An 18,231-nucleotide genomic window follows, 5' to 3' on the forward strand; every position below is an offset into this window, starting at 1 on the left:
ACATTTTTTCTTTATTCGCATTATTGAGGGGGTACAGGAACCAGGACCATGAAAGCGTTTTTTTAATCTTTTAAACAAGAATTATCCTAAGTCTCCGGTATCAATTTTTTTGTTCGCACGGATGCGCTCCTTTATCTCATTTTTTAGGCCTTTCATCATCTCCCGGTACTCCTGTGATCTCTCCTGCGCCTGACCGCCCTTTGACTGCGCCCAGTATTCATGGGCCTCAACGCATTTATGATAGTCATCACAAAGAATTTGAAAGGACCGGCTGCCAAAGTACATCCGGCGCAGCAGATTTTTATGACAGGGACATTGCTGCATGATCAAAAAAAGCCCCGGTTTGATTATTGTCATCTTGCCTTCCTTTTTGGGGGGATGCCCGTATTGACTTTGATTGGGGCGTATGTAATATTCCAGACGTCCTTTTGGCTACCTATTATAGGTTAAAATAGGCTATCTGAAACCAATCATATAAATTTTCAAAAAATCGGACAAACTAATTTTGAACATAGAATTCGAGAATCCATCCGATCCATCTCAATTTCCGTCTTCAAAGATAAACCAACAGATGGACAGAGTTTTGAACTCGCCCGAGTTCCGCGTCACAGATGCCCAAAAATCCTTTCTTACCTACGTGGTAAACAAAACGCTTGCGGGCCGGGGGGATGAGATTAAAGGATATACCTTGGCCACAGAGGTGTTTGGCCGGGGGGAGGATTTTGACCAATCCATCGACTCTGTGGTCAGCATCCATGCCAACAAGCTCAGGCGCGCATTGGAGCGGTATTACCTGGTGGCAGGGCAGACTGATCCCATCCGCATCGATATCCCCAAAGGAACATATGTACCGATTTTCATGGCACAAACCTGTCCGGTCCCCTCTCCTGTCCGGGAAAAACCCAGCGCCAGAGACAAACAAAAACCGGGCTGGCCGGGTCTGGTGGTTCAAAATCTTGAAAACCTTACCGGAGATCCTGGGTTCGACCATGTGGGCATTGCCATTGCCACTGAAATTGCAGCAGAAATAACCCGGTATCAGGAGATCCGTGTACTGCTTCAGCCCCGGGATAAAAACAAACAGCGGGCCTCGGACAGCGGCGCCCGGTTTGCCTTGACCGGGAGTCTGTTTAAAGGGCTGTCCCACCTCAAAGTCAATATCGTATTAACGGACCTGAACAAAGGCTGCCAAGCCTGGGCAGACACCCACACAACCCAGACAACCCCTGCCCGGCTCATGCCTTTTACAGAGACGGTGAGCAGGGCCGTGACCAGCAAAATCTGTGCTGAACATGGCATTATTGCCAAACAACTGGCCATTGAATCAAAGGGTATACCCATTTCAAAACTCACCTCTTACGAGGCAGTGTTGAGATATCATAGATTTACTGCCCTATACACCCGCCAATCTTTTGAAGATGCTCTGGAAAGCCTTTTGTCGGCTGCTCAAGCAGAGCCCGAATGCGGACTGGTCTGGAGCATGATCGCCCGTTTGTATGCAGTGAATTACAGCATGGAATTATTTGAACACGATACTCCCATTGATAAGGCCATAGAGTTTGCCCAAAGGGGGGTAAGACTTGATCCGGGCAGCCAGCGGGCCAGAATCGTCCTGGCATTTGCCCTGATGATTGACAATAAACTCTCTTCTGCAAGGGCTGAAGCCAAAAACGCCCTGGCCCTGAACCCCGAGTCCATCATTTTTCTTGACAACATCGGTTATTTATTCACCCTTTTAGGTGAATGGCAGCAGGGCACCGCCCTTATCAAAAAAGCTGTCCGCATCAATCCCTATTACGACCCTATTGTCCATTTTGCCCTGTGGCTGGACATGTTTCAACAGGGAAACTTTCGGCAGGCCCAGGTGGAATCACTGAGCGTCAGGGCCCCTTATCTTTTCTGGTATCACCTGGCAAACGCTTCAAACCTCGGGCAATTAGGACGCATCCCTGAAGGCCGCAAGTCCGCAGACGCACTGCTCAAACTCAAGCCGGATTTTTCCCAAAGCGGCAGACAGCTCATTCGTCATTATGTAAAATTTGAGGACATTGTTGAACGATTGATTGACGGGCTGGGCGCTGTGGGAATTGATACCCTCTGATACCCGCCTTATTGTAGTCAAATCGATCCCGGGGAATGGTTTTCGGTCCGGTACTGCTGCACCCGGCAAGCAAGATAATGAGATCCATAAAAATCAAACAGGGTCTGAATTCAAAAAGGGGGATGATCATACCCTCTGTTTATGGTAACCCATTGCCTCTGTTCTGATTATTTCCTAAAACCGCCAGGATCCCCCCAGGATAATACCCTCCTGTGACACATCATATACAAACCCATCTTCATCGTAATCCACTTTCATATACCGGTACCCAATGGTGGTTGAAAAACCTTCGGTCCATTGGTAGCCTATGTTGGCCATCATGTCCCAGATGAAATCTGACCCCACCTTGAAACCGCCGGCAACCATGGATGTGCTGAGGAAAAACTTGGATTCTCCCAGGGGAATCAGCCCTTTAAAGCCGATTAACGGGTCGACCCAATCTTGTTTGTTGGAGCGCTCAGTCCCGGGCAGTAAGCCTGCACCAAACGTCAAAGAGGCGTCCACAGACCAGTACCGGAGCCCGGCCATGAGATCCAGAAACCCTTGATCTTTCTGAACCACTCGATAAAAACCGGCGGTTGAAAAGATCCAGGTTTTTGTCCGGCTGTTGAGGGTGGAGTAAAAAGGCCCGGGGGTTGGATCCTCAACCTCAATATCAGTATAGGCGATGTCGGCCACAATACCGTATCTGCCCTTTCGGGCCTCCCCAACCAGAAAAACGGCACCGTTGATGCCGCATAGGATGTCATCATAGAAGTCAAGATCAACATCTGCGGGCGGCAATCCCGGCTGGGTGGCAATCCGTCCTTTCTGGCCGGACAGCCAGGCATAGGGCGCCAATTGAAACTGCCACCCCTCCCGGGTCTCTGTTTTGCCATGGATTGGAAAGGCCAAAAAAAAAACCAAAGGATAAATCCGATCATCCCTGTAATATTTCTGATACTCATCTTATTTCCTTCTTGTTTTGACGATAGGAAAAAACACAAATCCCCCAGCCCGGATTGAGAGTCCATGTCCGTTCCCGATTCAGTTCGGCCAGGTTCAAGGACTCATCGCTATTGGTTTTCACCAGAATCTATTTAGTAATACCCAAAGGGGGTTTAACACCTATTATAGGATAAAATAGGGTGGAGATATCAAAGGTAAAAACGGATCAATTATGGTCTTTAAGCCCAAGGTATACCCCGCCGGGACAAAGCTATAAACCGGTTGCAATGCCGGGGGATCAGCCTGGAAAACCCCCACCTGTGATCCGGGCCGGGTCTATTTGTTTTTCATGGGCCAGACCCCGTCCCAGTCCTTGGGCGGGGATGCCATGTATTAACGGCAAATCCGGGCATATGCGTCTGCGGCAGGGTCTTGTTCTTTTATCCGGGAAAAGACCTTAAATGCCGAATGAAAATCGCCCTTGTTATACAGACAAAGCCCCTGGTCAAAGGTCTTGAACAGGTCTTTTCTGGGGTCTGCTTTTTGAAGGTCCATGGGCTCATAAATTTTTACAGCCCTGGCCCGTCCCTTGACCCGGATCCGGCCCAGGGGCCGCCAGAACAGCCCTGAGCGTGATGCCTGTCTTGTCTCGCCGGAAACCATGGTATAGGTGCCCAATTCCTTGTTGGCAGATTCCAGGCGGGCCGCCAGGTTAACACTATCCCCGATCATGGTATAGTCAAACCGGGTATTGGATCCCAGGTTCCCCACAACAGCCTCCCCCGTGTTGATGCCGATGCGCATCTTCACCTCTTTTCCGGTCTGGCGCCTGAATTCAGACCGCATCTTTCCAAGCCGGGCCTGGCAGTCCAGGGCAGCCCTGACAGCAAGGTCTGCATGGTCCGGTGTATCCAAAGGGGCATTCCAAAACGCAATGATGGCATCCCCTTCATACTTGTCAATGGTGCCCCCAAGGCCCTGGATGATATCTGTCATGGCGGTAAGGTATTGGTTTAAAAAACGGGTCAGCTCTTCAGGCTCAAGGGTTTCAGAAAAACTGGTAAAGGATTCCAGGTCTGAAAAAAATATGGACAATCTCCTTCGTTCGCCGCCCAGACGCAACCGGTCCGGGTTCTGGAGAATCTGGTCAATGACCTGGGCACTTAAATAATGGTGAAAGGCGGTTTTAATGAATCTGCGGCGCCGACCTTCTGTGGCGTAATTCACCACCAGACAAAGCCCGATGGTCATGGACACAGAGACCAGAGGCAGGGCCATGGGCAGCCAGACCCCGTAAGGGTACGCCAGAATGCCTGCGGCCACAGGCAGAACTAAAAACCCAGCGATCAATGAAAACATGGGAAGCGCCCGAGTATTGACCGAAGTGAGCATGCCGCAGCAAATCACCAGAATTCCTGAAAATACCAGGGTCAAGCCAAAGGGCAGTTGGGTCATGAAATCCTGGGACAAAAAATTATCCAACAGCGTAGCATGAATTTCCACCCCGGGAAACTGGCTGTCCACAGGGGTGGAATGAATGTCAAACAGGCCGGGCGCTGAAAACCCGAAAAATATATACTTGTCCTTAAATGCAGAATCCGCACGAGCGGCCTCTCCCTGGCCGGTTCTCAGCCGAAGTTCCGATTGCAGGACCCAGGCTGCGGAGTATGTCTCATGGGTGCCCGAAGGCCCCCTGTAGTTTAAAATCACACGGCCCTGGTTGTCCATGGGAACAGATCTCTGGCCAACCATGAAATTCCCGTTTTCAATACGGGCCCTGGCATTGGGGTGGGCCGCCAGGTAAAGGCAGAGCCCCATGCTGGGAACGGCCTGGTTTTCAAAGATGGAAAACAAGGGTATGGGCCTGTAGATCCCGTCTTTACCCGGTGCCAGATTAACATTGCAGAACAGGGCAGAGGCCTTTGCCAATTCGGGAACGGGCAGGGTAAGGCCGGTAAACGGCTTGACCTTGGATGTTTTAAGCCAGGCCTCCAGCCCTTCAACTGTAACTTTTTGGCTGTCAAGATTTTGGGGCCAGGTGCGGCCCTGGCCTGAAGACTGTCCCAGAATAAGGGAGTTGGCGACATTTCCGGCCTTTTCCATGGTCTCTGCAAACCCTGCATCATCAGCCACCCCATAGGATGAAGGCTCAGAATAAATCACGTCAAACCCAAGGCTTTTGGCCTGATTCCGCCGGCAGAAAGAGACAATGACCCCGTAAATTTCCCGGGGCCAGGGCCAGGTCAGCCCCAAGGTATTTTTTGCCCACTCAAGGCTGTTTTGATCCAGGAGAATAAGAACAATCTCTTTGGAGGGGTTTTGGGCGGCAATCCCTGTTTTTGCACGAAAATCCCAGGATTTATTTTCCAGGGTAGACAGCCCGCCCATCTGAAAAATCACCAGGGCAATGCCCAGGGATAAAAGGCCCAGCAGACCTCCCCTCAGCATTTTTTTATTTTTTTTGCTCCGAAAGTCCATTGCGCTTGGGCTTAAACCTTGGACAATTGCTGGAAAAATCTTGTTCGCCGCTGTTCAGGCGTTGTATAGGGTTTATACGGTCCTACAACCCGTTTGAGCACGGCCATCCGGTCCTGGGGAGACGGATGGGTCCTTGCAAAATCCCGGGCATTGGGCTCAAGCCTGGAGGACATCTGGTCAAGCATCCGCATCAGGCCCTGGGGATTATACCCAACCCGGTCCACAAGTTCGGCGGCGGCAAGGTCTGCCTCTTTTTCCTGCCCCCTTGAATACCCGCTGACCACCAGGGTGTGGGTGATGTCGGAAATGGTATCGGAAAAAGCAGCGGTTAGGTTCTTGACTTCCCCAGAACCGAAATGCTTTGTTCCTTCCTGGCCCAGGATGGTGACCGCCTTGGTAATCCTGGACTGCTGAATGGCCCCAAGTCCGTGTTTTTTTTCGACATGGCTGATTTCATGGGCCAGAACCCCGGCCAGGGAATCTTCATCCGGACAGCAGTGGATCAGCCCCCGGGTCACAAAGATAAACCCGCCGGGGGCGGCAAAAGCATTGATCTCATTTGAATTTTGTATCATGAACCTGTACCCGGCATAGGTCTCTGGCCGGTCAGAGGCCGTTGCCAGGGTCTGGCCCAACCGGTTGAGATAGGCATTGGCAACCGGGTTGTTATAGGGGGGATAGGTTTCCAATACCATGGCACCGATGGTTCTGCCGATATAGTATTCCTGTTCCGGGGTAAAGCTTTCAAAGCTTTTGCCCACGGCAGTTCCCACCCGGTTCAAAGACGCTGCCTGGGAATCAGAGATAAGATTGCTCTCCTTCATGGCCTGGGTAACCGTGTCCATGGTCTTGCATCCGGCCATAAAAAAGCCTGCGGCCCCAAGTGATAGGGCTGAACTTAAAAATTCTCTGCGGGTATTGGATTTCATGAAATTCCCCCTTGAGGCGAAAGCTTGCCCTGGATCAGAAACTGCCTGATCTGACTCTGGGAGACTTTATAGGTTTCCATTCTGTCTATGGCTGAAAAATCAAGCCTTGGATTCCGGGCCCGGAACTGGCCCTCGACCTGGGAGTTGAATCCCTTTCCGGCCAGGGCATACTCATCAGAGGAGGCTGCCATCTGTACATCTTTTTTCCCAGGATTGAGAATAACCTGCCTTGGGGTCAGGGCAGACCCGTGGACAAAGCCTGTGCCCCTTAAGGTGCTCACCTTTACCCACCCATTATCCTCGGATAAAACCGTCACCCGTTGTCCATAGGCCAGGACAATAATTACCGGGGAAAAAAAAGAGGGCCGTTGTCTGATATGGCTCTCTTTGACCTGAACGCTCATTGATTGGTCCATGATGATGTCTTTCCTTTACACATTTTACCCAATAGGTTTTAAGTATATGCAACAAAGGCTTTTAAATCAAGTTCTTACCCCATCTTACATATTTGCCCGCCACCCCCAGTCCGTTCTTTACTAAAATCGCAAATCCTGGTATTCAAAATATCATGCATGACTTAAAAATGAGCACCCATACCATAACCTGCGATATGGAGACCGGGGTGGACATCTGCGATATTACAGATGAACTCAACGCCCTGGTGTCCGGGGCCGGTATTGTCACCGGCATGGCCCATGTTTTTGTTCCAGGCTCCACAGGGGCTGCCACCACCATTGAGTATGAACCCGGGGTGGTAAATGACCTGAAACGGGCAATCAATGAACTGGCCGCCCCGGGCAGGCTCTATGACCACGAACTTGCCTGGCATGACGGCAACGACCACAGCCACGTCCAGGCCGCCCTTTTAGGCCCTTCCATCTCTATTCCAATCCGGGAGGCAAGGCTGGCCCTGGGCGACTGGCAGCAGACCGTGGTCATCAACCATGACAACAGCCCGAGAACCCGGGAAATGGTTCTGTTGCAAAAAATATTTCCAGGACAAAGAGATCGTTCAGGCGTAAAATTTACGCAGCATAAGAAAACAGATTTTCGACGAATTCTTTCTGCTTTAAAATTTCTCCCTTCCTAATATTTTTAACTTGTCCTTTTCTGATCATGTTCATAATTTCATAGCCTTTTAGCGTCCGCCAGGCAGAATGAAATGTCTTGAACCCCATACCAGCTCTGACAAGCTTTTTGATAAACCGGTGGTCTTGCTCAATAATATTGTTCAGATATTTATTCTGTCTTAGGATACAGTCCTTATTCAGAAGCTTTTTTTCTTTCAAAGCCTTTACTGCCGGAGGATATGCAGGATTTCCGTCAACACTCAGAACCCGAGGTCTGGAGCTATTGGAAGCTCGCAGCATCTTTTTAAAAAATCGTTTGGCAGATTCCATATTACGTCTGCTGCGAAGAAGAAAATCGATGGTATTTCCACGGGAATCGACCGCTCGGTAAAGATACTTCATTTTCCCCCGCACCTTGATATATGTTTCATCAATACGGTAAGAATCATTTGATTGCCGCAGATACTTCCTGCTTCGCTTTTCCATTTCAGGAGCATAGCGCTGAACCCATCGGTAAATGGTACTGTGATCCACAGACAAGCCCCGTTCTTGCATCATCTCTTCCAGATTCCTGTAACTCAGTTGATATCTCAGATACCAGCGAACATTCAATAGGATGATTTCTTTTTCATAATGACGCCACTTGAAAGGGTTTTCATTTTTCATACTATCTCTCTGCAAACAAATTAGTGCCAAAACGGACTTGTATCAGACATTAATAATTTTTTGCAACAGAACCCTTTGTTGTAATATCTAAAAAAATCCTGGCAAAAGGTTCTTGCATCCTCAATCGAACCAAAATGATTTGGAAATTTTGGACAATATGTCAATGTTTTAAATTGAGCTTCAGAGTAAGGGTTATCATTGCTGACGTGCGGTCTGCTGTGGGTTTTGGTTACCCCTAAATCGACAAGAAGCTGGGCAACCCCTTTGGATTTCATACTGGCTCCCCGATCTGCATGAAGTCCAAGCTGACCGGGTAATATATTTTGGTTTTCACAGGACTTCTCAATAAGCCTTTTGGCCAATGCTGTTTGTTCCCTATGGGCGACCATCCAGCCGACAACATACCTGCTGAAAATATCCATGATTACATACAGATAGAAATAAGTCCATTTTGTGACGCTTTTCAACTTGGTAATATCCCAGGACCAGACCTGATTCGGTCCGGTTGCCAGCAATTCAGGTTTTTTATATTTCGGGCGATTTACCTGCCGTCTTCGTTCCGGCACAGAACCATGTTCTTTGTGAAGAAGCCGATACATCGTTCTGATGGAGCAATAGTATTTTCCTTGGCATAGACCTGGTATGGGGCCTGGTCTCGATACGTGTCCGAGTGAAAAATATCCAAAACCGTTTGTTGTTCATCAGGATTCAAAGAAAGAGGAGAGCTGCCCCGCTTTGATTTCACCTGTTTTTTCGGAGAATAAAACCTATAAAAAGATGAGCGAGGGACACCGAAAGCCTCACATGAAGGCTTTTTCCCAAGATCGTGACTTAACGTTAGGGCGGCATTCATCAGTCGTCTCCTTTGAGGTCGTCCAGATTTTGTTGGATTCCCAGGATCTGAGAAATTTTTTTTTGGGCTTCAATGATGAGTTCCGCCTGTTTTAACTTATGCTCTAATTTAGATTTTTCTTTTTGAAGTCTGGCGACCTCTGTTGCCAATGGGTTCTTCTCTTTGGATTTCCTCCCTCGCTTTCGAGGTGCCATGGCGTTGAGAAGTCCTTTATTCCGGGCTTTGCGCCAATCGGCTAAATTTGAAGAATAGAGGCCCTCTCTTCGAAGTATCCTACCTATTCCTCCGGATTCATTGCAGTTTTCAACCTCTTGGAGAATACGCAGTTTATAAGAAGCAGTGAAATTACGCCGGGGCTTTTTCTCAGGAACTTCAGGATCAGGGATTGAATCCTGTCCCCCCAAGGAGGCACCAATTCCAGTCGCCCTATGGGCTCCTTCCATTGGTGCCTCCTTGGGGGCTGCCTGTTTTTCGGACTCTGGTAGTGGGTTCATTTTTATCGGTTTCATATAAGTATTGCCTTACCCGCCCTACACTAATTTATCAAGGGGTAAGTGTCTCACTTATATTGTCACAGAGGGGATGGTGTATTAACAGCTTTCGGTATTGGTCTTGAAAACTCAGAAGGTCTTTCTATTGGCTACAGAGATGTAGAAGATTAATAACAAAATTCGCATAACAACAGCATAAACGCGGACGGCTATAGCGCCCTTGATGGAGTCTTTTCCCAAAGCTCCGAAAAAAGGTACCCTGAACCCGGCCGTAACGAAGAGGGCTTCCAGCTAAACTTCCGCGGATCTTCCTGATCCGCTACACAGCGGGCGTACAACCGGATTTGTCGTCCTGACATCCGGTTTGTACTCACGCCGCTGGCAAGCTCTCCCCGCCACAGCCTGGAGACCCTGGTTTACGAACGCCGTTTATTAAAATTTGCTGATTGCCATTTCTCAAAACCCCTTGTTTTGTCTGGGGTCCTAAAATTTTTTTGGAGAATTTACAGCCGTGAAAGTTTACCAGGGAAATCAGGCGGGGTGCGGGTGGGATGCTGAACCGGCGTGAGCTCTATAATGATTGCAGGACAGCAAATCATCAGAGCGTCCGCTGCATTTCCGGTCAGGACGACCGGGAATGCTTTAGGTGAAGTCCCCACCCGTGCCCCGCCGGGTTAGGGCACAGATCTTTTTTAAACCAAGTACCAGGGAAAGGGCAATACCGGATAAAATTAATATCCGGCAAATCAATAAAACACATATTACCCGGCCTTTATAAGAGGGTCTCAAAAGGCAAGGGTGTCATATTCATTTTTTGTCTGGGTTGCGGGATGATTTTAAAAATTATTTGGTATGATCAAAAAGAAGAACTTTCCAAGGGCAGCCAGGAAGATGGAGATTTGATGGTGGAAAGACACAGGTTTTCTGAATTGACATCGGTCCGGGTTTTGGCTAAAAGTATTTTGGATAAAAAGCCATTTTAGATTCAGCCTGACCCAAGAGGATCTCTTGGCCAGGCTGAATCCATTAATATAGAAAAGGAAAATTACGATGATCAAGGCCAATGAAAATTATAATAAGCTACAGGCGTCTTACCTGTTTTCGGATATTGCAAAGCGGGTGGAGGCTTTCCAGGCAGCCAACCCTGAAAAAAATGTGATCCGCCTGGGGATCGGGGATGTGACCCGGGCCCTGGCACCGGCCATTGTTGACGGATTCCGTCAAGGGGTTGAAGAGATGGCCCAAGATGCCTCTTTCAGGGGGTACGGTCCTGAGCAGGGGTATGATTTTTTGAGAAAGGCCATTGCGGTCAATGATTTCCAGGCCCGGGGGGCGGATATCCAGCCCGATGAGATTTTTGTCAGTGACGGTGCCAAGTGCGATACGGGCAATTTCCAGGAGCTGTTTGCCAATGATATTAAAATTGCCATTCCCGACCCGGTCTATCCGGTTTATCTGGATACCAATGTCATGGGCGGCAGGACCGGCAACTGTGTGGACGGCCGTTACCAGGGCATTGTCTATATGGACTGCCTAAAAGAGAACCATTTTATGCCTGAACTGCCCAAAGAACCTGTGGATTTGATCTATCTTTGCTTTCCCAACAATCCCACAGGTGCCACGGCAACCAAAGAACAGCTTGGGGTCTGGGTGGATTATGTCCAAAAGAACAAGGCGCTCATTCTTTTTGATGCGGCCTATGAATCGTTTATCCGGGATGAAAAATTGCCTAGAAGCATTTATGAGATTGAGGGTGCAAAAGAGGTGGCGGTGGAGTTTAGAAGCTTTTCAAAAACCGCAGGATTCACCGGAACACGCTGCGGATTCACCGTGGTGCCCAAGGCCTGCAAGGTCTATGGGGCTGACGGTTCCCCCCTTTCCCTCCATGCCATGTGGAACCGGAGGCATACCACCAAATTCAACGGGGTCTCCTATCCGGTGCAAAAGGCGGCAGAAGCGGTGTATTCAGAGGCGGGCCAGGTCCAGGTCAAGGCCTATGTTGACGATTATCTGGCCAATGCCCAGGTGGTGAGAAAGACCATGACCGATCTGGGCTTTGACCATGTGGGTGGTGAAAATTCACCCTATATCTGGATTGACGGCCAGGGCCGTGATTCCTGGGATTTCTTTGATCTTCTGCTCAACAAGGCCGGTGTGGTCTGCACCCCGGGCGGGGGATTTGGCGGCTGCGGAAATAAATATATCCGGATTTCCGCCTTTAACAGTCTTGAAAATGTGACCTTGGCCATGGAACGGGTGAAAGATGCCTTAAAATGAATCATTTTTTCAATGTAAAGTCCCTGGAAGAGGTATTGTCCATGGCCGAGACCTTTTTCCCGGTGGATACCGAGACCATTGCCACAAAAGAGACCCTGGACAGGGTCTTGGCCAGGGATATTCTGGCCAGGGAGAATATGCCCGGATTTATGAGAGCCACCATGGACGGCTATGCTGTCCAGGCCTCTTCAACCTTTGGGGCCTCTGAATCCGGCCCGGCCTGGCTGGAAATTGCAGGGAGCATTGCCATGGGGCAAATTCCGGATTTCAAGCTGACCCATGGCCAGGCCGCCCGGATCGCCACCGGCGGTATGCTGCCCCCTGGCGCCGATGCCGTGGTCATGGTGGAGCACACCGAGGCGGTGGACGATCATTCCGTGGAAATTTACAAGAGCGTGGCCCCGCTTCAGCATGTGATTGATGCATCTGAAGATTTTGCCCGAGACCAGGTGGTATTGAAAAAAGGCACCCAAGTCCGGCCCCAGGAGCAGGGGCTGGCTGCAGGCCTTGGATACTCAAGCCTTGAGGTCTTTAAAATCCCACGGGTGGGCATTATCTCCACAGGGGATGAGGTCATTCCCATTGACCAGACCCCGCGGCCGGGTCAGATCCGGGATATTAATTCCTATTCTCTGTCCGCCCTTGTTGAAGAGGCCGGGGCAAAGGCCATGAGGTACGGCATCGTCAAAGACGATCCTGATGCATTAAAACAGGTGTGTGAAAAAGCCCTCTTGGAAACAGATATGGTCTTGATTTCAGGGGGCAGTTCCGTGGGAACCCGGGATTATACTGTGGAGGTATTGTCAGGGCTGGAAGATACCCATATCCTTGTCCACGGCATGTCCGTAAGTCCGGGCAAGCCCACCATTCTGGCCCGATCCGGCAACACCCCGGTTTGGGGTCTGCCCGGCCAGGTGGTCTCTGCCATGGTGGTCCTTAAAATTGCCGTGATCCCCTTTCTGGAACATATCCAGGGAAAAACCGGGACGAACCGCCGGATACGGGTGCCGGCCAGGCTGACCCGGAACCTGGCATCCGCCCAGGGCCGGAGGGATTTTATCCGGGTCTCCCTTGAACAGGGGGAAAAGGGGCTTGAGGCAAGGCCCGTATTGGGGAAATCAGGTCTCATCCGGACCATGGTCCATGCGGACGGTCTGCTGGACATCGGGGAAAATATAGAAGGTCTGGAAAAAAACAGCCCGGTTGAGGTCATACTTTTATAATAAGAAAAATGGTGCCAAATGAATGCCAAGCGAAATATCTACCTGGACATGAAAAGCATTGAAGAGGCAAAAGACTGTCTTTTTACTGAATTTAAAAAAAATATAACAGGGGTTGAGACTCTGGATGTGGTCAATGCCAAAGGCCGGATACTGTCCAAACAGGCGGTTGCCGCGATTTCCTCACCCAATTTTCATGCGGCTGCCATGGACGGGATTGCCCTGGATGCCCAGGTTTCGTTCGGGGCAAGTGAAGATGCGCCCAAGACCCTTGAAATCGGTAAAACCGCTTTTTGGGTCAATACCGGCCATGTGCTGCCCAAAGAGACCAATGCCGTGATCATGATCGAAAATCTTAACATTTTGGACAAGGAAATCATTGAAATTGAGGCCCCGGCCTTTCCCTGGCAGTATGTGCGAAAGATGGGAGAGGATATTGTGGCCACCCAATTGCTTTTCCCCAGGGACCATGAGATCAACGCTTACTCCATGGGGGCGCTGATTGCAGGAGGGGTGTTCAGGGTTGAGGTCAGGCAACAGCCCCGGGTATTGATCATCCCAACGGGTTCAGAGCTTAAACCATGGCAGGAGGCTGCCCCTGAAACCATGGTGCCCGGAGATGTGATAGAGTCCAACTCAGTTGTGCTCGGGGCGCTCTGCCGGGACTACGGGGCCTTGCCTGAGGTTCATTCCATGCTCAAGGATGATCTGCCGACCATTCAAAAGGCGGTTGCCGACGGGGTGGCAAAGGGGTATGACATGGTCATGATTATCGGCGGGTCCTCTGCCGGATCCATGGATTTTGCCAAGCCTGTGATTTCCGCCTTGGGAGAGGTCTTTGTCCATGGGGTGACCATGATGCCGGGCAAGCCTGTGATGTTCGGCAGGGTGGACAGCACCCCGGTCTTCGGCATACCCGGATATCCGGTATCCGCCATTGTGGCCTTTGAAGAATTTGCAGGCCCTTTGCTCGCCAAAATGCAGCATCTGCCCAAGGTCAAAAGAGAGATGGCTGAGGTGGCCCCTGCAAGGAAGGTGGCCTCCAAACTGGGCCAGGAAGAGTTTTTGCGGGTGAAGATCGGATCTGTGGACGGTAAACTCATCTCTTCTCAACTGCCCAGGGGGGCCGGCAGCATCACCACCCTGACCGAAGCCGACGGAATTATCCGGATTCCCAGGCAGGTGGAGGGAATTGCGGAGGCCCAAAAAGTTGAGGTCCATCTCTTAAGGCCTTTGGATGCCATTGAAAAGACCGTGGTTATCACAGGGTCCCATGACAATACCTTGGATCTTCTGGCCGACCAGATCCGGTTCAACACCCCGGGGGTGGGGATCTCTTCAAGCCACGTGGGCAGCATGGGCGGACTGATGGCCATCAAAAAAGGGGCCTGCCATATGGCCGGGTCCCATCTTCTGGATCCGAAGGACGGCAGTTACAACGTCTCTTATATTGAAAAATACCTTTCCGGCATCCCGGTGCGCCTGGTCAACCTGGTCATGCGGGAGCAGGGCCTGATCCTGCCAAAGGGCAATCCGGAAAATATCACAGGTCTTAAAGATATATCACAGGCCGGCATCCCGTTTATCAATCGCCAGCCAGGTTCGGGCACCCGGATTCTTTTGGATTACAAGCTCAAGGAACTGGGCATTGATCCACAGGATATTCCTGGATATGAAAATGACGAATATACCCATATGTCAGTGGCGGTTGCCGTGTTGTCCGGCCGGGCCAGGGCCGGGCTGGGCATAAAGGCGGCTGCCCTGGCACTGAATCTTGACTTTCTGCTCGTGGTCACGGAATCCTACGATCTGGTCATTCCTGAAAAATTTTTCCACCTGCGAAAAATCCAGACCCTGGTGAAAACCATCCAAACCCGCGAGTTTAAGGAAAGGGTATTGGCGCTTGGAGGATACGGGGTGGAGAAAACAGGAGAGACCCTATATCAATCTGCCTGAATCTGATCCATTGTTTTTTCTGCCCCGGAACCTGTTTCCGGGGCAGGGCCTCATTTTTTTCTAATTTAGTTACAATCTGTTTTTAATCCCGCCCTGTTAAACCATGTGCCAGTATTTTTCAGTAGTGTCCGGTTAGGTTGTTGCATATAAAAAGCATCTAAAATCATTGAAAAAACAGTCGGTTTTGTGTTGACAAATGTGCGTAAAAATTTTTGTGCGCCTTGAAAATTTAACTCAAGGAGCTCAAATGACGCACATCTCAGTCCCTAAAAAACAACTACGGTCCCTGAACTTTGACAATTTCAGGTGCCCTCTGATAAAGTCACTTTCAAAAGCACCGGAATTACAATCTCGAGGAGACCGCCCTTTAAAAATGACATTCGAAGACCAGATAAATGCTTTAGTTTATTTCCATCTTCAGGAGCACAAGTCTGCCCGACATTTAATTCAGGATCTCAAGGAGAATGTTTTTGCTAAAGAAAATATTGCGCCAAACGGTGGTATCAGCCGTAGTAGTTTCTGTGAAGCCATCAATCACAGGGGACTCGAACAACTGCAATTTATCTTTGAGGATCTTTATAAACAGGCTCTTGAGTGTCATCCGGGTGAACACGCCGAGTTAGGAGAGTTGGTTTCCATTGACGGTAGTCTCATAAATGCAGTCCTTTCAATGCACTGGGCGAACTACAGAAAAGGAAGTAAAAAAGCCAAAGTACATTGCGGATTTGACATTAATCACGGAATCCCAAACAAAATCTTTTTGACTGAAGGCAACGGCGCTGAACGCACTTTTGTTCCCAAAATACTTTCCAAGGGGCAAACAGGTGTTATGGATCGTGGATATCAATCCCATAAAGAATTTGACCTGCTTCAGGAGCAAGGCAAACATTTTGTCTGCCGTATAAAAACCAGGACAACAAGAACAATTATTGATAACCACGAGACCCCTTCCGACAGCTACATTTTTTATGATGCACTGGTTAAACTTGGTACTCCGAATCAAAACCAGACGAAAAGGCCTGTTCGGGTTGTTGGCTATAAAATTGCTGGCGTCAAATACTATGTGGCAACTGACAGGCATGATTTAACAGCGGAACAAATAGCAACAATTTATAAACTCCGGTGGACCATTGAGGATTTTTTCAAATGGTGGAAAGAACATCTGAAGGTATATCATCTCATTGCCCGCAGTGAATACGGCCTTATGGTTCAGATTCTTGGCGGCCTTATCACTTACCTGTTACTGGCAATCCATTGCCAAAAACAGTTTAATGAAAAGGTCACGATCAAAAGAGTTCGGCAGCTGCGAACCGCCATTCTAAATGACCTGTTTGGCTGCGAGGAGCAGGGCTCTCATAGTTCAAACAGGGACAATATTGTCAAAGATCAAAAAATTATTGAGCAAGCAAAAACCTAACCGGACATCACTGAGTATTTTTAAGTTTTTTTAGATAATCATACTATGGAGGCCAGGTCATGACAGGTGTGCGTGCAGGCGGATATGTTCCCAGTGAAAATGAACCCTATATGAGTGACTCCCAGATTCATTATTTTAAAGAGAAATTAATAAGGCGAAAACAGGCGTTGAGTCGGAAAATCGCAGAGACCATTGAAAAAATTAAAACCCTTGAATCTGTTCAGGCCGATATCCTTGACCGGAGCAATGCCTATGTCGGGCTTGATTTTGAGGTGAAAACCTTTGAGCGTTGCTCCCATATGATGGATCAGGTGGACCGCGCCCTTGGGCGGATGGATCAGGGCTGTTTTGGATATTGCGAACTCACGGGCAGTGAAATCGGATTGGGCCGTCTGGAGGCTATTCCCTTTGCTGCCATGTCCGTCCATGCCGTGGCAGAGGCTGAGGCTGGCCAGGCGTTTATTTTTCCGGGCAGATTGTCTTCCTGATCAGAAAGGAATCAGGAAAAAAAGGCCCGGAGTAATAGACTCCGGGCCTTTTGATTTTGTCGTCAATTTTCCCCTTGGGGGATTAGAGACTAATAGGGATGAATTTCAACCCTTCGGTTGAGTGAACGTCCGAAATCCGTACCGTTCAGGGCAACCGGTTTGGTGAACCCGAAGCCTGTCGTGGCCATGCGGTTTCTGAGAATCCCTTTGTCCACGAGATACTGGGTAACGGCATTGGACCGTCTCAAAGAGAGGGCCATATTGTACTCTTTGGTGCCGACATTGTCGGTGTGCCCCTGAAGTTCAACGCTCATGGCAGGATTTTTTTCAAGGATGACAACCACATCGTCAAGCATGGGATAGGCCGCAGGCTTGATCTCGGATTTGTCATAGTCAAACAATACATGGTCAAGGGTCCAGCAGCCCACTGCATTGACTTTGGCGCCCTGGGGGGTGCCTGGGCATTGATCTTCATTGTCATAGACCCCGTCCCCGTCACTGTCTTTCATGGCCATTTTTTTGGCCGCAGTCTTTTCCACAAAAACTTTTTCAACAAATGCGGCCATGGCATTGCTGCTCATCATGGCATTTGCATTTGAAAGAAAGCCGCAATTTCCGATCCGGGCGACTTCCGAGAGGAATGCTGTGCCTTTGGGATCGCTTCCCACCTGGATGGGGTAAAAGCAGATAGATGATCCGTATTTGTCTTTCAGGGCCTGAACCTGCGCGATTTTGGGTTCCATATCCAGGCCGTCTGAAATGATAACAACGGCATTGTTCGTGCCGGCGGTGCTTTCAAGGTCTGTGGCCACAGCGGTGAGGGCGGTTCCCAGAGGGCTCCAGCCGCCAGGTTCGGTTACCAGGGCAAGCTTGTTCGCAAGGGCGGCAGAATTGTACTCAGTCATCCCGTAAAATCGTTCAGTCAGGTTTTTGGAGACTGAATCGGCATGGCCAAAGGTTGTCAGCCCGGCGGTCTGACCCAGTTCCGGGATGGTCATATTCAGTCGTTCGGCAATGGCCTTGGCAGTGACAAATTTAGAATGGCCTTTGTCTCCATGCCTCATGGAACTTGAGGCGTCCAGCACGATCACAAAGGTATCCACCTTGGATTTGTACATGGCTGCATCAAATTTTTTGGCTGAAAATGAGGGGTGTTCTACGGTTTTTTTGGTCGCGCATCCAAATAAGAAAAGGAAGGCGATTATGGACAATAAACTTTGGACCAACAATTTCTTGTTCATTTTTTCTCCTTTTTGAATTTTTAACTACTGCTATTGATTTCGGTCTGGGGTTAGATTTAACCATTACTTGAAACGTTAGACAAATTTATCAAGTATAGTACATGAGAAAATAAATGA

The 18,231-nt window shown here is 49.4% G+C and carries 18 protein-coding genes; 8 read left to right on the forward strand and 10 right to left on the reverse strand.

Annotated features, from left to right (window positions below; all coding sequences use genetic code 11):
* Positions 1-81 precede the first annotated feature (81 nt).
* The gene (locus tag HUN05_04540) at positions 82-357 is read right to left on the reverse strand and encodes a hypothetical protein (protein ID WDP84504.1); all 276 of its coding nucleotides are present in this window, start codon (positions 355-357) and stop codon (positions 82-84) included.
* 226 nt (positions 358-583) lie between these two features.
* On the opposite strand from HUN05_04540, the gene HUN05_04545 reads away from it, so the two are divergent.
* Complete coding sequence (locus tag HUN05_04545) at positions 584-2,101, forward strand: hypothetical protein (protein ID WDP84505.1); 1,518 nt, start codon at positions 584-586, stop codon at positions 2,099-2,101.
* Positions 2,102-2,275: 174 nt separating this feature from the next.
* Here HUN05_04545 and HUN05_04550 read toward each other — a convergent pair whose 3' ends face one another.
* From HUN05_04550 to HUN05_04565, 4 genes are all read right to left on the reverse strand, one after another.
* Positions 2,276-3,007 carry a hypothetical protein gene (locus HUN05_04550; GenBank protein WDP84506.1) on the reverse strand — a complete coding sequence of 244 codons (732 nt, stop codon included), beginning with the start codon at positions 3,005-3,007 and terminating at the stop codon, positions 2,276-2,278.
* Between the two features lie 414 nt (positions 3,008-3,421).
* On the reverse strand, positions 3,422-5,506 hold the full coding sequence (locus HUN05_04555; GenBank protein ID WDP84507.1) for an adenylate/guanylate cyclase domain-containing protein: 2,085 nt from the start codon (positions 5,504-5,506) through the stop codon (positions 3,422-3,424).
* An 11-nt stretch (positions 5,507-5,517) separates the two neighbouring features.
* Entirely contained in the window at positions 5,518-6,435 is a 918-nt protein-coding gene (locus HUN05_04560; GenBank protein WDP84508.1) for a M48 family metalloprotease, read from the reverse strand.
* Complete coding sequence (locus tag HUN05_04565) at positions 6,432-6,851, reverse strand: SH3 domain-containing protein (protein WDP84509.1); 420 nt, start codon at positions 6,849-6,851, stop codon at positions 6,432-6,434. Before HUN05_04565 ends, HUN05_04560 begins: the two co-directional genes overlap by 4 nt.
* 152 nt (positions 6,852-7,003) lie before the next feature.
* Here HUN05_04565 and HUN05_04570 point away from each other — a divergent pair, with 152 nt between their 5' ends.
* Positions 7,004-7,525 carry a YjbQ family protein gene (locus HUN05_04570; protein ID WDP84510.1) on the forward strand — a complete coding sequence of 174 codons (522 nt, stop codon included), beginning with the start codon at positions 7,004-7,006 and terminating at the stop codon, positions 7,523-7,525.
* Here the strand turns inward: HUN05_04570 and HUN05_04575 are convergent.
* The 4 genes from HUN05_04575 to HUN05_04590 all read right to left on the reverse strand — a co-directional run bounded on the left by HUN05_04575 (position 7,461) and on the right by HUN05_04590 (position 9,533).
* Positions 7,461-8,171: an IS6 family transposase gene (locus HUN05_04575; GenBank protein WDP84511.1), complete on the reverse strand. Its 711-nt coding sequence runs from the start codon at positions 8,169-8,171 to the stop codon at positions 7,461-7,463. The genes HUN05_04570 and HUN05_04575 overlap by 65 nt on opposite strands.
* Positions 8,172-8,191: 20 nt before the next feature.
* The gene (locus HUN05_04580; GenBank protein WDP84512.1) at positions 8,192-8,638 is read right to left on the reverse strand and encodes a transposase; all 447 of its coding nucleotides are present in this window, start codon (positions 8,636-8,638) and stop codon (positions 8,192-8,194) included.
* A gap of 74 nt (positions 8,639-8,712) precedes the next feature.
* Positions 8,713-9,024: a hypothetical protein gene (locus HUN05_04585; GenBank protein ID WDP84513.1), complete on the reverse strand. Its 312-nt coding sequence runs from the start codon at positions 9,022-9,024 to the stop codon at positions 8,713-8,715.
* Complete coding sequence (locus HUN05_04590; GenBank protein ID WDP84514.1) at positions 9,024-9,533, reverse strand: hypothetical protein; 510 nt, start codon at positions 9,531-9,533, stop codon at positions 9,024-9,026. Before HUN05_04590 ends, HUN05_04585 begins: the two co-directional genes overlap by 1 nt.
* 812 nt (positions 9,534-10,345) lie before the next feature.
* Between HUN05_04590 and HUN05_04595 the strand changes: the two genes are divergently transcribed.
* The 6 genes from HUN05_04595 (at position 10,346) to HUN05_04620 (ending at position 16,873) form a co-directional block, all read left to right on the forward strand.
* A complete protein-coding gene (locus tag HUN05_04595) occupies positions 10,346-10,498 on the forward strand; it encodes a hypothetical protein (protein WDP84515.1) in 153 nt (50 codons plus the stop codon).
* Positions 10,499-10,565: 67 nt separating this feature from the next.
* Positions 10,566-11,792, forward strand: coding sequence for an LL-diaminopimelate aminotransferase (locus tag HUN05_04600; GenBank protein ID WDP84516.1), 1,227 nt, complete (start codon positions 10,566-10,568; stop codon positions 11,790-11,792).
* Positions 11,789-13,015, forward strand: coding sequence for a molybdopterin molybdotransferase MoeA (locus HUN05_04605; protein WDP84517.1), 1,227 nt, complete (start codon positions 11,789-11,791; stop codon positions 13,013-13,015). Before HUN05_04600 ends, HUN05_04605 begins: the two co-directional genes overlap by 4 nt.
* 18 nt (positions 13,016-13,033) lie before the next feature.
* Entirely contained in the window at positions 13,034-14,968 is a 1,935-nt protein-coding gene (locus tag HUN05_04610; GenBank protein WDP84518.1) for a molybdopterin biosynthesis protein, read from the forward strand.
* 247 nt (positions 14,969-15,215) lie between these two features.
* Positions 15,216-16,385 (forward strand): IS4 family transposase, encoded by a 1,170-nt coding sequence (locus HUN05_04615; GenBank protein WDP87926.1) that lies wholly within the window; start codon positions 15,216-15,218, stop codon positions 16,383-16,385.
* Positions 16,386-16,444: 59 nt separating this feature from the next.
* Complete coding sequence (locus HUN05_04620) at positions 16,445-16,873, forward strand: transcriptional regulator, TraR/DksA family protein (protein ID WDP84519.1); 429 nt, start codon at positions 16,445-16,447, stop codon at positions 16,871-16,873.
* Positions 16,874-16,962: 89 nt separating this feature from the next.
* On the opposite strand, the gene HUN05_04625 is transcribed toward HUN05_04620, so the two are convergent.
* Positions 16,963-18,114: an OmpA family protein gene (locus tag HUN05_04625; GenBank protein ID WDP84520.1), complete on the reverse strand. Its 1,152-nt coding sequence runs from the start codon at positions 18,112-18,114 to the stop codon at positions 16,963-16,965.
* Positions 18,115-18,231 lie beyond the last annotated feature (117 nt).

It is taken from the genome of Desulfobacter sp., from assembly GCA_028768545.1.
In the GTDB taxonomy this organism is placed as follows: Bacteria; Desulfobacterota; Desulfobacteria; order Desulfobacterales; family Desulfobacteraceae; genus Desulfobacter.

Bases quoted from the DNA above. Each gene is read 5' to 3' on its own strand.
- HUN05_04540 (WDP84504.1), bottom strand. From the start codon at position 357: ATGACAATAATCAAACCGGGGCTTTTTTTGATCATGCAGCAATGTCCC.
- HUN05_04555 (WDP84507.1), bottom strand. From the start codon at position 5,506: ATGGACTTTCGGAGCAAAAAAAATAAAAAAATGCTGAGGGGAGGTCTG.
- HUN05_04560 (WDP84508.1), bottom strand. From the start codon at position 6,435: ATGAAATCCAATACCCGCAGAGAATTTTTAAGTTCAGCCCTATCACTT.
- HUN05_04565 (WDP84509.1), bottom strand. From the start codon at position 6,851: ATGGACCAATCAATGAGCGTTCAGGTCAAAGAGAGCCATATCAGACAA.
- HUN05_04570 (WDP84510.1), top strand. From the start codon at position 7,004: ATGCATGACTTAAAAATGAGCACCCATACCATAACCTGCGATATGGAG.
- HUN05_04575 (WDP84511.1), bottom strand. From the start codon at position 8,171: ATGAAAAATGAAAACCCTTTCAAGTGGCGTCATTATGAAAAAGAAATC.
- HUN05_04585 (WDP84513.1), bottom strand. From the start codon at position 9,024: ATGAATGCCGCCCTAACGTTAAGTCACGATCTTGGGAAAAAGCCTTCA.
- HUN05_04590 (WDP84514.1), bottom strand. From the start codon at position 9,533: ATGAAACCGATAAAAATGAACCCACTACCAGAGTCCGAAAAACAGGCA.
- HUN05_04595 (WDP84515.1), top strand. From the start codon at position 10,346: ATGATTTTAAAAATTATTTGGTATGATCAAAAAGAAGAACTTTCCAAG.
- HUN05_04600 (WDP84516.1), top strand. From the start codon at position 10,566: ATGATCAAGGCCAATGAAAATTATAATAAGCTACAGGCGTCTTACCTG.
- HUN05_04605 (WDP84517.1), top strand. From the start codon at position 11,789: ATGAATCATTTTTTCAATGTAAAGTCCCTGGAAGAGGTATTGTCCATG.
- HUN05_04610 (WDP84518.1), top strand. From the start codon at position 13,034: ATGAATGCCAAGCGAAATATCTACCTGGACATGAAAAGCATTGAAGAG.
- HUN05_04615 (WDP87926.1), top strand. From the start codon at position 15,216: ATGACGCACATCTCAGTCCCTAAAAAACAACTACGGTCCCTGAACTTT.
- HUN05_04620 (WDP84519.1), top strand. From the start codon at position 16,445: ATGACAGGTGTGCGTGCAGGCGGATATGTTCCCAGTGAAAATGAACCC.
- HUN05_04625 (WDP84520.1), bottom strand. From the start codon at position 18,114: ATGAACAAGAAATTGTTGGTCCAAAGTTTATTGTCCATAATCGCCTTC.